General features: G+C 57.9%; 11 protein-coding genes. 4 read left to right on the top strand and 7 right to left on the bottom strand.

Annotated features, from left to right (window positions below; all coding sequences use genetic code 11):
- Window positions 1-63 precede the first annotated feature (63 nt).
- Window positions 64-1,770, bottom strand: coding sequence for a glycerol-3-phosphate dehydrogenase/oxidase (locus LOH53_RS14150; RefSeq protein WP_230068433.1), 1,707 nt, complete (start codon window positions 1,768-1,770; stop codon window positions 64-66).
- Window positions 1,771-1,957: 187 nt separating this feature from the next.
- Here LOH53_RS14150 and LOH53_RS14145 point away from each other — a divergent pair, with 187 nt between their 5' ends.
- The 4 genes from LOH53_RS14145 to LOH53_RS14130 are packed head-to-tail and all read left to right on the top strand — an operon-like array spanning window position 1,958 to window position 5,899.
- Window positions 1,958-2,968, top strand: coding sequence for a sugar-binding transcriptional regulator (locus LOH53_RS14145; RefSeq protein WP_230068394.1), 1,011 nt, complete (start codon window positions 1,958-1,960; stop codon window positions 2,966-2,968).
- A 47-nt stretch (window positions 2,969-3,015) separates the two neighbouring features.
- Entirely contained in the window at window positions 3,016-3,849 is an 834-nt protein-coding gene (locus tag LOH53_RS14140) for an aldo/keto reductase (protein ID WP_230068393.1), read from the top strand.
- The gene (locus LOH53_RS14135) at window positions 3,849-4,787 is read left to right on the top strand and encodes an alpha/beta fold hydrolase (RefSeq protein ID WP_376991290.1); all 939 of its coding nucleotides are present in this window, start codon (window positions 3,849-3,851) and stop codon (window positions 4,785-4,787) included. The genes LOH53_RS14140 and LOH53_RS14135 overlap by 1 nt, the downstream gene beginning before the upstream one ends.
- A 47-nt stretch (window positions 4,788-4,834) precedes the next feature.
- Complete coding sequence (locus LOH53_RS14130) at window positions 4,835-5,899, top strand: glycosyltransferase family 4 protein (protein WP_230068431.1); 1,065 nt, start codon at window positions 4,835-4,837, stop codon at window positions 5,897-5,899.
- 258 nt (window positions 5,900-6,157) lie between these two features.
- On the opposite strand, the gene LOH53_RS14125 is transcribed toward LOH53_RS14130, so the two are convergent.
- From LOH53_RS14125 to mihF, 6 genes are all read right to left on the bottom strand, one after another.
- Window positions 6,158-8,344, bottom strand: coding sequence for a primosomal protein N' (locus tag LOH53_RS14125; RefSeq protein ID WP_230068392.1), 2,187 nt, complete (start codon window positions 8,342-8,344; stop codon window positions 6,158-6,160).
- Between the two features lie 175 nt (window positions 8,345-8,519).
- The gene (gene metK / locus LOH53_RS14120; RefSeq protein WP_230068391.1) at window positions 8,520-9,722 is read right to left on the bottom strand and encodes a methionine adenosyltransferase; all 1,203 of its coding nucleotides are present in this window, start codon (window positions 9,720-9,722) and stop codon (window positions 8,520-8,522) included.
- A 75-nt stretch (window positions 9,723-9,797) separates the two neighbouring features.
- Entirely contained in the window at window positions 9,798-11,135 is a 1,338-nt protein-coding gene (locus tag LOH53_RS14115) for a bifunctional phosphopantothenoylcysteine decarboxylase/phosphopantothenate synthase (protein WP_230068430.1), read from the bottom strand.
- A gap of 31 nt (window positions 11,136-11,166) precedes the next feature.
- Window positions 11,167-11,424 (bottom strand): DNA-directed RNA polymerase subunit omega, encoded by a 258-nt coding sequence (rpoZ, locus tag LOH53_RS14110; RefSeq protein WP_230068390.1) that lies wholly within the window; start codon window positions 11,422-11,424, stop codon window positions 11,167-11,169.
- A 34-nt stretch (window positions 11,425-11,458) separates the two neighbouring features.
- Entirely contained in the window at window positions 11,459-12,052 is a 594-nt protein-coding gene (gene gmk / locus LOH53_RS14105; RefSeq protein ID WP_230068429.1) for a guanylate kinase, read from the bottom strand.
- A gap of 17 nt (window positions 12,053-12,069) precedes the next feature.
- Window positions 12,070-12,390 (bottom strand): integration host factor, actinobacterial type, encoded by a 321-nt coding sequence (mihF, locus tag LOH53_RS14100; RefSeq protein WP_230068389.1) that lies wholly within the window; start codon window positions 12,388-12,390, stop codon window positions 12,070-12,072.
- Between the last annotated feature and the right edge of the window lie 86 nt (window positions 12,391-12,476).

Here is a 12,476-nt window from a genome sequence, read left to right as displayed (position 1 = left end):
TTTTGTCATCGGCGCCCACCCGGTGGGGCGCCTATTTCTTGTGACTGATCCCCCCACGGGGTTTTAGTCGATCAAGCTTGCTACCTGAACGCCGTGAAAACGGGCCAGGATGTCCTGTGCGTGCAGAATTTCTTCCTCCTGCTTTTCTTTGGTCCAGGCCAAGGGGCCGGCCAGAGCGGAGGCCGTCTCACTCAGGAGTTCTCCTGAGACCAAGCCACGGAAGGCCAAAGAGGTGCGGCGAATAAACACGTCGATGAGGTGGCCGATCTGCTCGTGCTCCACCATGAATTCAACTTCCCGCACACTTAGCTCATGGGTCGAGGCAAATGGCGTGTCCATTCCAGCCGCCAAGAAGGTCAATACCTTCTCGGCGCGAGTCCCGTATCGGGTGAGAAGGACAGCGGCGCGCGTAGCATCGATGCTCTCGCTAGTATGCTCACGGATCCAGGCTTCGATACCAGCTTCAGTTGACGGGAAGTCGGCACCACCTCCGATGGCTAGCTTCGCCGTGGAGACTTTCCGTTCCAGGCCCAGGACCGCCAGTACATCATTGGCCATGTGTTCGGATAGGGCCCGGAACGTGGTCCATTTCCCTCCGACCAGGCTCAACACTGGTACGGTTGCACCCGCGATAGCACGCTCCGCACGTTCAATGCGGTAATCGCGAGAAACAAAACCTGGGGCCGTCTCATCATGGCGGGGCAAGGGGCGCACGCCGGCAAAACTGTAGACGATCTCGTCCCTGGTAACCACAATCTCCGGGAAAACGTGACCAATTAGGTCAAAGAAATAGTCGATCTCGGCATCAGTACAGACAGCGTCCTGAGTCATGTCCGCGTCGATGTCAGTGGTGCCAACCAGGACCCGGTCACCCATGGGGTAGATCAATACGATGCGCCCGTCGGTGTGTTCAAAGAAGATTTCGCCACCATTGCACGCCGCCAACAGTTCCGGGTGATCCAGAACAATATGGGAGCCTTTGGTGCCTCCCATGAATTGAGTCAGCGCACCCATGGCTTTATTGGTTTCATCTACCCACGCACCTGTGGTGTTGACGATGACGTCTGCTGTGAAATTGAATGATTCTCCCGAGAGTTGATCGGTGAGTTCGACGCCGTCCTTCGTGATGGAGGTGACCTTGAGGTAGTTAGTGGCCCGGGCCCCGGCGACACCGTCTGCCCGCAGCCCTGCCTTTTCGCCGTCTTGGAGAACATCCAAGGTAAGTCGCTCCGGATTATGGACGGAGGCGTCGTAGTATGTGGCAGCGTACTTGATGCCTGAATTCAGTGCCGGAAGTTCCGTAAGTGCCTTGGCGCGGCCCTTGAACTCATGACGCGGAACAGAGCCACCGTCACGGGAGAAGGAGTCATACATCGTAAGCCCGGCCTTGATGAGGAAGGCGCCACGTTCCTGAGGTTTCCCCTGTTTGTGGGTCAAAAAACGCATCGGCGCGGCCATAATGCCTGAGAAGGTGCTGAAGATTGGAATGGTGGTCTTCAACGGCTTGACATAGTGAGGGGCGATCTTCAGGAGGCGGTTGCGTTCGACCACTGACTCCTTGACCAGACGGAACTCACCGTTTTCTAGATAACGAATTCCCCCGTGGATCATATGCGAGGACGCCCCCGAGGCCCCCTGACAGTAGTCACCCCGTTCCACCAGAGCTACGTCGACACCCTGTAGGGCCAAATCACGGAAGGTTCCGACGCCGTTGATGCCGCCGCCGATGATCAACACTTGGGCGTGTGGGCGGTCCCGTAGTGCCTCCACTTGGGGCCGATTAGCCGCCTGTGTTTTTGTGGTTTGTACATTCTTGGCAGCATTGCCGAGGGTTCTCACGTTGACCTCATCCGAGTCTTCGTAGCTGTGCGCTGAGCGCCTGTTCCCACTAGTCTTGAGATAGGTGGAAAAACTAGTCAACCGGATTGCACAAACGTGCAGAAAGCTGAGGCTTCTCATGGCTAACAAGCACCCTAAACAGCTCGATGCCCTCCGCGCTGCACAAATGTACTATTTGCAGGATCAGACAATGGATGCAATTGCGCGTGAATTAGGCACGTCCCGATCCACGGTTTCGCGGCTGCTTTCCATGGCCAGAGAATCTGGACTTGTACAGATTCAAATCAAAACACCAGCGGACCGGGCACCTGAGTTGGAACGGGCAATCCGTGAGCGTTACAAGGTGGAAGTCCACGTAGTTCCGGTCGCGGACACGCTCAACGAGATTGAGGTGCTCGACCGTGTTTGCATGCAGGCCGCAAGGACGATCACTCCGTTGGTGGACTCCAACGCCGTGATTGGGGTGGCTTGGGGGTCAACGCTCAGCGCCGTGAGCCGGCACCTTACCCGCAAGACAACCCACGGGACTGTGATAGTTCAATTGAATGGAGCAGGCAACACTCAAACGACAGGTATCACCTACGCTTCGGAAATCATCCGCCGGTTCGGCACCGCCTATGGTGCAAAAGTGGAGCAATTCCCTGTTCCGGCCTTTTTCGACCATGCCGAAACCAAACGAATGATGTGGGAAGAACGCAGCGTGCAGCGAATTTTAGATCTGCAGCACCGGATGACGATCGCCATCTTTGGCGTGGGTTCCATAGATTCAGACGTACCCAGCCATGTGTACTCGGGAGGCTACCTCGATTCCACCGACATCGATTCCCTGGAAGCTAGCGGAGTGGCCGGGGACGTGGCCACCGTCTTCTTCCGCGATGACGGAACCGATGCGGGAATTGTGCTCAACGACCGTTCCAGCGGACCCAGCTTGGCCGACTTACGCAAGATTCGACGTCGGATCTGTGTAGTCTCCGGGACTAAAAAAATAAAGGGGCTCCGGGGGGCACTGGCTGCAGGACTGGCCACCGACTTGATACTCGATGAATCCACGGCCAGGGAGTTGGTGGAGGCCGAAAGCGCCTCAAGTGACCCGATTTTTGGCTTCCTCAATAGTCTAGAAGGCCTCTAAACCGTGGCATATGCACATGGTCTGACTTTGCTCGGTAGAGTCAAGATATGCATTTGGCTCCCAAGCTCACCCTCAATAACGGTGTCCGGATCGACGCACTAGGATTTGGTGTCTACAAAGTCCCGGCTGAAGACTGCGCGGATCTGGTCTCAACGGCCATCGAGTCCGGTTACCGGAGCGTGGACACGGCAGCCTTCTATGGCAATGAAGCCGGAGTGGGCCGCGCCGTCAATACCGCAGTCGCTGCGGGCAGCGCTCGGGAAGAGCTCTTCGTCACCTCAAAGGTCTGGAACGACTCTCACGGCTACGACGCGACACTCGCAGCCTTCGAGGCGTCAATGCAGCGGTTGCAACTGGACTATCTGGACCTGTTCTTGATTCATTGGCCCTGCCCGGAGCAGGACTTGTACATACCCACGTACAAGGCACTTGAAACCCTCTATCGCGAAGGCCGTGTCAGAGCCATCGGCGTCAGTAACTTTTTGCCAACACACTTGTTACGGCTTCTTGATGCCACCGACGTGGTACCGGCCATCCACCAGATCGAGCTCCACCCGTGGCTCCAACAAAACGAACTACGCGAATTGCATTCGAGCCTAGGCATAGCAACCCAGGCATGGAGCCCTTTGGCTCGCGGTAAGATACTTCACGACCCGGTGCTGGAATCCATCGCAGCAAGCCATGGCCGCTCTGTGGCACAAGTGGTGCTGCGCTGGCACGTACAAAGTTCGCACTCCGCAATCGTTAAGGCTTCCTCCGCGGCCAGGATCGCTGAGAACCTGCGGGTGTTTGACTTTTGTCTCACGGAGGCGCAAATGGAGTTGATCGCCGGATTAGATCGCGAGCAGCGCTCTGGTTCCCACCCTAACAACGTCAACTAATGATGGAAAAATCCTTGAAGGAAAACACAACGTCGACCCAAGCCCCGATCACCCTCAACCTGACCAAGAGGGTCAGCGAACATACCGTTGAGGTGACCGGCGCAGAAGTTCACTATTGGGACTATGCCCCGGAACAGTGGACCCCACAGACGCGCACCATCGTCATGGTGCACGGATTCCGTGGGGATCACCACGGGTTAGAACGCGTAGTGGAGCTGCTACCCAATCATCGGGTCATCATGGCAGACCTGCCAGGATTCGGTCTTTCGCAGGCATTCCCCCGGATCGAACACAGCGTAGCCAGCTATGGGGAATTCTTATCCGAGTTCTTGGACTGCCTGGCGCTGGGCCCCAACACCGTACTTTTGGGCCACTCCTTTGGCTCGATTGTGGCCAGTCATTTCGTTGCGAGCCATCCCGGACGTGTGCAACCTCTGATCTTGGTCAATCCAATCGCGGCTCCCGCCTTGGAAGGCCCCAAAGGCATCATGACCAAACTTGCCGTCTTCTACTATTGGGCCGCTGCCAAACTACCGGCCGCCCTTGGCAATTCTTTGCTACGTAGCAAACTTATAGTCCACGTCATGAGTGTCACGATGGCTAAAACTAAGGACAAGGCTTTGCTGACTTTCATTCATGGCCAGCACCACGCCTACTTCAGCGACTTCGCCAACCGCGACATGCTCCTTGAATCCTTCCGAGCCTCGGTAAGTGGCACTGTGCGTGAAGTGGCAGACCGTCTTAGTCTTCCTGTGCTGCTAATAGCTGGTGCACAGGATGAGATCGCTACACTGCCCAACCAACACAAGCTCCTATCTCTGCTTGTAGACGCACAATTGGTGGTCATAGAGGACGTCGGGCATCTGATCCACTATGAAACGCCCGCCCCTGCCGCGGCCGCCATTATTGACTTCTTGGAAAGGCACCCTGCCCCGTGACCGAAAGCAACACCAGTGCCGAGCAAGCCCGCCGCCCCCAACTTGTTATGGACGCCCGTTTTACTCGCATGGACCACCACGACGGCATCAGCCGTTACGGCGCAAGTCTCATAGCCGCCGTTGCGCCCTATGCAGATGTCACTATGCTCATCCATGATCGCCGTCAGTTGGCTCTGCTGCCAGATCTTCCCTGGGTATTAATCAATTCGCCACTTTCGCCCATGGAACTTTTTGTGGCCCGGCAGGTGAACAAACTTAACGCCGATCTGGTCTTTTGCCCCATGCAAACAATGGGCAGTTGGGGCAGGAAGTACCCACTAGTGCTCACGCTCCATGATCTGATCTACTACGAACACCCCGCCCCACCAGGTTTTCTACCGGCTCCTGTGCGGGTGCTGTGGAGGTTGTATCACAAGGCTTACTGGCCGCAACGCATGCTGCTGAACCGAGCGGATGTGGTGGCTACCATCAGTACCACCACGCTGAACCTTATGAAAAAGTTTAGACTCACGCGCCAGCCCATCCGCATAGTGGGCAATGCTCCACAGGCTGCGCGGGCGCCCCGTGACCCGAGTGTGGCTCCCGAGAAGACCCTGACATATATGGGCTCCTTCATGCCCTACAAAAACGTAGAAACGCTCATTGCCTCCATGGCGGAGCTTCCCGATTTCACCCTGAACCTGCTCAGCCGCATCACGCCGCAGCGCCGTGCAGAGCTCTCCGCTCTTATCCCGATTGGCTCAACTGTTAGATTCCATGACGGAGTGAGCGACGCCGAATATGACGATCTGCTCCTGCACACAACGGCGTTAGTCACCTTATCCAAGGCCGAAGGCTACGGTTTGCCACTGGTTGAAGCCATGGCACTGGGCACCCCGGTGGTAGTAGCTGACACTCCAATCTTTCGTGAGGTGGGAGGCAACGCGGCACACTACGTTCCGGCGGACTCTCCCATTGCCTTTGCTGCCGCCGTACGTGCCCTGGAGACGGATGAGACATGGGCAGCAAGTTCGACGGCGTCCATTGCCCAGGCCGCCACGTTCAGCTGGGATGCCTCAGCCAAAGAGTTGCTCGCAATCACCGCCGAACTCGTCGCCAAGCATCATCGGTGACCGGAAGCGGGTGACTGGAGGCGGTAGGCGGGTGACTGGAGGCGGTAGACGGGTGCCTGGAGGCCGGACACGGGTGACCGGAGTCGGGTGCCGGAGTCGGGTGACCGGAGTCGGGTGCCGGAGTCGGGTGATCGCAGGCCGCAGCGCGCGAAGACTACATAAATGTTGGTCGCAGGTAAGCGTCCCGGAGATGTGATCGACCAGACGGCATCGAGCAGACGGCATCGAGCGCTCACCAACGATGTAGAAGATCCGGCTTTAGATGACGTCCACCCCGTCACAGCGCACCTGAACTGGTGAGCCGACACGTCGTGCGGCATTGCTGGCCTTCAACGCCCGCATGGCAGCAGTGACAGAGAGGGCCATCCCGTATGGGAAGAAAAGAAGCATCCGGTAGTCTGGCTCGTCCTTCGGATCCGATGGCGATGAAAAAGCTCTCGCTAGGGGTGCTGGACCAATGACTCGCACTGACAACGGCAATTTAAGCGCCTCCGTGAAAGCGACAACGTCGGCCTCACGCCCGGTCAACGCCGCGACTCGCACTGCAGGTGGCAGACCTAATTCGTGGCGCAGCGCGAACTCACGTTCGGCGTAGCCAGCCGGGTCCCAACGCACCAGAGCAGATAATTCCACGCAATCATCCGCAGTGATTACCACTGTCCCCCCGTCTTTAGCCGGGCGGACCAAGGCCGCTGCATTCATCCAGCGGCGGAGAGTATCTTCTCCAGAACGCAGGGATTCGCGCCGCAGCAACGAGTCGCCGTCGAGTAGCAGCGCGGCAGCATAGCCATGAGCGGCCACCGGTTCAGCGCCTACCGTGGCGACGACAATTGCTGGACGGTCAGGCACAGTTGCTTTCACGTGATCGCCGGCGGATGAAATCACGGGCACGGAGGGAAAAGCGCGCCCCAGTTCTTCTGCGGTGCGAGATGCCCCAACAGCTAGTGCCCGCAAGGACTGGTTTCCACACGTGGAACAGGTGAAATGTGTTTCGACCCGCGCGCACCATCGGCAAGTCAGCAGAATCTGGGCAGACCCTGCAGATTTGGATTGCATGAGGGGCCCGGTGCAATCCGCGCAGCGGGCTACCTCACGGCAGCGCTGACAAGCCAGAGCTGGCGCGTAACCGGTTCTCGCCACTTGCACCAGTACCGGTCCGGCCAAAAGCGCTGACTTGGCACTCTCCCACGCCCTATGTGGTAAGCGGGCCAGGGAAGCGAGTGGATCGCGTTCTTGTTCGTAACTGTCCGCGGTACTGATTACTCTGGCCGTGGACATCCGGGCTACGGTGCGTTCTGCGACCATAGATTGTGCCCAGCCTGTGGCCACGAGGCGCTGGGCTTCACTACTTCGGCTATGGCCGGCCATCAGGACGGCGGTTCCCTCTGCCTCAGAGCGCAGTAGGAGCACGTCTCGGCTGTGCTGGTATGGCGCCCGACGCTCAATATGGAGCTCGTCGCCATCGTCCCAACAACAAACTAGTCCTAGGTTCCATACCGGGGCATAGGCCGCTGAACGAGTACCAATAACAATCTGAACTTCCCCATTTAGAACCCGCAGAAAGTTCTCGTAGCGTACTGCCGGACCATCATCCGCCGTCAGCTTCACGAAACTATCCGCAGCCAGCACCGCGGAGCACGCATTCTCCAACAAGTGAAGGTCGCGAAGATCCGGCACCACGATGATGGTGCCACGCCCGGAAAGTTGAGCGTAGGAAGCAGCCTGAGCGAGCTGATGGTGCCACGATTGTGGCCCATAGCCAGCTAGGGAGCCTAGGACTGCTCTGGGGGAGGCACCGAGTGCGAGCTGGGTGAGGAATTCATCCCCGTGGCTGTAACCGGTGAATAGGGAGCGAGCAGGTCGTGGTAGCGTTGCCGGACTTTGGGGCGCGTGGCCCGCTTCGGCAACGGCGACGGGCGCGTGGCCACCTCCAGCCGATTTATCTCCTGACTGGAATGATCCGGCTGTTTTGGCCGCTGCCCGATCCGCCGCCGTTTTCAGAAACAACTTATCCAAGCTGGCGACGCGCGGCGGCACAGCCACTCGCAGCACATCTGCCACCGTTCCGCTATAACGTAGTGCAACGCTCTGAGCTAGCTCGAGTATCTGCGGTGCCAGAACCGGGACAGCCGAATAGACCCGGGCCAGTGGCACTAGTCGTTCACTTTCTGAAACATCGACGCGCTCGATCAGAAAGCCATTGAGGTCCTGGCCGGAGAACTTCACCCGGACACGCACACCCGGGCCTGCGACGTCGTCGAGCTCGCGGGGAACAGAGTAGTCAAAAACCCTGTCCAGGTGCGGCAGTGGCGAGTCAATGATCACGCGTGCCACGGGAAGGGATTGTGCCAGTTCAACGCCCGAGTGCGGATCCGCAGTTCGCTCCCGCCCAACAAAGCCGCTCAACAAGCTTAGTTGGACGCCATGACTCTCCTGTTCGGACATCGCAGCCTCCTTAGCTCATTGCCAGTCTTTTAGCTCATTGCAATATCTGCTAGACGCTTCATCGAGATAAGAAGCCCTTAGCCTGCAACCAGTCAAGCACGCGCCACTGACATTTACCTGTCCGCTCAAACCGACTGTGGAGAACTCAGCTGTTTTGCTTGATTCAATGAAGACTTTAGACGTTGAAGAAAGCTTTCAAATTATCAACGCGATCCAAGTACTCCCACGTAAAATCGGGGTCCTCCCGGCCAAAATGCCCATGGGCCGCAGTCTTGGCGTAAATGGGTCGTTTAAGGTCCAAGTCTTTGATAATAGCCGCCGGACGCAGGTCGAAGACAGCGGCAATTGCTTCCTCAATGCGGCGTGGGTCAACCGTTTCGGTGCCGAACGTCTCAACATAAACGCCCACGGGCCGAGCAACGCCGATGGCGTAACCGACCTGGACTTCGGCCCGGGATGCCAACCCGGCTGCCACAACGTTCTTGGCAACCCAACGCATGGCATAGGCTGCGGACCGGTCCACCTTTGACGGATCTTTGCCGGAAAACGCTCCTCCACCATGGCGAGCCATGCCACCATAAGTATCAACAATGATCTTCCGACCGGTCAGACCGGCGTCGCCTACCGGTCCACCGACCACAAAGGCGCCTGCGGGATTCAAGTACATCTTGATAGCCGAAACATCAAGCCCTGAGGCGTCCATGACGGGAGAGATGACAAACTCTTGCAAGTCCGCGCGCAGCTTCTCCAAGGATGTCCCCTGCGCGTGTTGGCTGGAGATGACAACGGTGTCTACAGAAACGGGTACGTCACCGTCGTACCCGATGGTGACTTGGGTTTTGCCGTCCGGGCGCAAGTAGTCCAACAGTCCAGACTTACGCACGTGGCTAAGGCGCTCGGAGAGCCTGTGTGCTAGATAGATGGGGGTCGGCATGTAGGAAGCTGTTTCATTGCTCGCGTAACCAAACATGATGCCCTGGTCTCCGGCGCCCTGGGTATCGTAGTCGTCGACGGCAGTACCCTCACGCACTTCCAGGGCGTTGAACACGCCGTCAAAGATGTCCTGTGACTGCTGTCCGATCGACACCGAAACCCCACAACGAGCGCCATCAAAACCATTGGCCGAAGAATCATAGCCAATGTCCAAGATGGTATTGCGAACAATGGCTGGGATTTCCACATACGCATTGGTAGTGACCTCACCCGCCACATGAACTAGGCCCGTGGTGGCCATTGTTTCCACGGCAACACGAGAATCTGGGTCCTCGGCCAGGAGCGCGTCCAAAATGGCGTCACTAATTTGATCGCAAATTTTGTCGGGATGCCCCGCCGTGACGGACTCGGAGGTAAAAAGGCGCAATGGGTTAGGTGAAGTCACTGATCTACTCTACTTTGTTCTCTCCGCGAGCCCATGGCTCGCGGCATGAAATGTCACATGGCAATGAATGCAGGGCTAGCTGGTACCCAGACGCTCCGCCACGAGAGCTACGACGGCGTCCGCCACTGCCCGCTTTGAACCGGCAGCATGCACCGGCTCGGCTCCATCAAGGGCAATGATTTCCACGGTGTTGGATTCTTGCCCAAACACTCTCTCTGCACCATCCTCATCAGGACCAACTTCGTTGACCACCAGCAAGTCACACCCTTTACGTTTCAGCTTCGCTTCCGCGTAACTTCGAGCATCGCAGTCGGCGTCACCGGTTTCGGCAGCGAAGCCCACAATCAGCTGCGAAAGATTCTGAGCGGACCGGTGGGCCACAACTTCCACGAGAATATCTGGATTGCGGACCAAGCTAATTACCGGGTCGGCGACGTCGTCGCGCTTTTTAATCTTTCCCATGGAAACACTTGCCGGACGGAAGTCTGCAACGGCAGCTGCCATAATAACAACGTCAGCACCGGCTGCCGCTGATAAAGTGGCTGCTCGCAGTTCTAGAGCTGTCTGAATGCTGTGTAGTTTGACGTTCTGCGGCGGGGCGACGTCCATGTGTCCGTGGATCAAAATGACGTCCGCTCCGGCATCCACGGCAGCTTCAGCGAGGGCAACGCCCTGTTTGCCAGACGACTTGTTGCCCAAGAAGCGGACAGGGTCCAGGGGTTCTCTGGTTCCTCCTGCCGTGATGACGACCCTCTTGCCCAACAGTTTGCCGGTCTTGCGCGACCCGCCGTTTCCAGAGTGTCCCCGCGCAGGCCGCCCGACGAAATCGGCCGGGAGAACATCATCCTCCGAGCTCACGCCAACAGCCTCGCCTACGGCGTGCCCTGGAGATCCCATGAGCGCCATAGCCGCGGCGAAGATGGCAGAAGGTTCCGGGAGTCGTCCGGGCCCGGTGTCAGGACCGGTGAGCCGACCAACATCGGGGTCAAGAACATGCACTCCACGCGAACGCAGGGTAGCGACGTTAGCCGTGGTGGCAGCATGGCGCCACATTTCCGTGTGCATGGCCGGCGCGAACAGCACCGGTCCCTTGGCCATCAAAAGCGTGGTGGTCAATAAATCATTGGCCTGCCCGGCCGCTGCTCTAGCGAGTAGATCAGCGGTTGCCGGGGCTACGACTATCAGGTCCGCCTCATGGCCCAGACGTACGTGGTTAACAGTGTCAACGGCGTCAAAGACGCTATTTGTAGCGGGATGCCCGCTCAATGCTTCCCAAGTAGCCAGCCCAACAAACTTCGTGGAAGCCTCTGTGGGAATCACAGTGACCTGGTGCCCAGCCTCAGTGAAGAGGCGGAGCAACAGAGCCGACTTGTAGGCGGCGATGCCGCCGCCTACTCCCAGAACAATGTTCAGCGCGCTCACTTGATCCGCAGCGTTGCCGCTACTAGAGAGTCTCTACGGGCTTAGAGACCAGTAGGCCTTCATTGATTTCGCGGTAAGCGATGGACAGTGATTTCTCGTTCAGCTTGGTGTCAACAAGCGGACCCACGTACTCAAAGAGGCCCTCATGCAGCTGAGCGTAGTAGGCGTTGATCTGGCGCGCACGCTTGGCCCCAAAGATGACCAGTCCATACTTCGAGTCCGAACGCTCAAGCAGGTCGTCAATGGGCGGGTTGATGATGCCTTCGAGCTGTGTAGTCAATTACTTCTCCAAAATCGTGTGGTGGTGGTGCCGGCTAGCCAGCATGGCTGGGAGTGAGCCCCATCAAGGTGACTAGCGCGTCTGCGGCACGGCTAACATCATCGTTGACGATGGTGTAATCAAACTCCGGATGGGCAGCAAGTTCTAGTTTAGCTGTTTCCAGCCGCCTTTGCTGCTCTTCGCTCGTTTCCGTGCCGCGACCGACTAGCCGCCGGACAAGTTCATCCCAGCTGGGCGGTGAAAGAAAGACAAAATCTGCTTCCGGCATGGCTGCTTTCACCTGACGTGCGCCTTGCAAGTCAATTTCTAACAACACCGACTTGCCAGCGGCAACGGCCGCATCCACTGTGCTGCGAAGGGTTCCATAACGGTTGACTCCATGGACCACCGCCCATTCAAGAAGCTGACCTTGCTCAACGAGCGAATCAAAATCTTCAGCCGTCTTGAAAAAGTAATGGACTCCTTCCACTTCGCCTGGCCTGGCCGGGCGGGTCGTGGCGGAGACAGAAAGCCAAACCTGAGGGTAGTGGTCGCGGATAAACGTAGAAACAGTCCCTTTGCCGACTGCCGTGGGCCCGGCCAAAACCGTCACTCCGCTACGTGGCTTGGAGCGTACTGTGCATTCCATAGGAACTACCACCTCGCTCACTGCTGCTGACCTAAATGCTCTACGAGGGCGCGCCGCTGGTGAACGCCCAGTCCCCGCACCCGGCGCGTTGGGGCTATGCCCAGCTCGCTCATGATCAATGTTGCACGTACCTTTCCAATGCCCGGAAGGGCTTCCAATAAGTCTGTCACCTTGAGTCGGCCTAGAGCAGGTTCCTCGCTTGCAGCACCAATGACGTCGGCTACCGACACCGATCCAGTCTTGAGCCCCGACTTGATGTCGGAACGGATGGTCCGGGCTGCGACGGCTTTTTCCAGTGCTGCTGCGCGTTCTTGCGCTGTCAGTGACGGCAAACTCACAACTTGGCTCCTTGCGATGGCCACAGCGCGGACGGGTTCGTACACAGCGGGTGTCTACTGAACTTATCCGCACTGGGGCGTGAAAA

Source organism: Arthrobacter cryoconiti (assembly GCF_020905375.1).
GTDB classification, from domain to species: domain Bacteria; phylum Actinomycetota; class Actinomycetes; order Actinomycetales; family Micrococcaceae; genus Specibacter; species Specibacter cryoconiti.
The sequence above is the reverse complement of the archived record's forward strand: the minus strand, read 5'-3'. Positions and strand labels throughout refer to the sequence as shown.

Excerpts from the sequence above, each read along its gene's own strand:
- LOH53_RS14130 (WP_230068431.1), top strand. The coding sequence starts at position 4,835 with ATGGACGCCCGTTTTACTCGCATGGACCACCACGACGGCATCAGCCGT.
- LOH53_RS14140 (WP_230068393.1), top strand. The coding sequence starts at position 3,016 with ATGCATTTGGCTCCCAAGCTCACCCTCAATAACGGTGTCCGGATCGAC.
- gmk (WP_230068429.1), bottom strand. The coding sequence starts at position 12,052 with ATGGAATGCACAGTACGCTCCAAGCCACGTAGCGGAGTGACGGTTTTG.
- LOH53_RS14125 (WP_230068392.1), bottom strand. The coding sequence starts at position 8,344 with ATGTCCGAACAGGAGAGTCATGGCGTCCAACTAAGCTTGTTGAGCGGC.
- LOH53_RS14135 (WP_376991290.1), top strand. The coding sequence starts at position 3,849 with ATGATGGAAAAATCCTTGAAGGAAAACACAACGTCGACCCAAGCCCCG.
- LOH53_RS14145 (WP_230068394.1), top strand. The coding sequence starts at position 1,958 with ATGGCTAACAAGCACCCTAAACAGCTCGATGCCCTCCGCGCTGCACAA.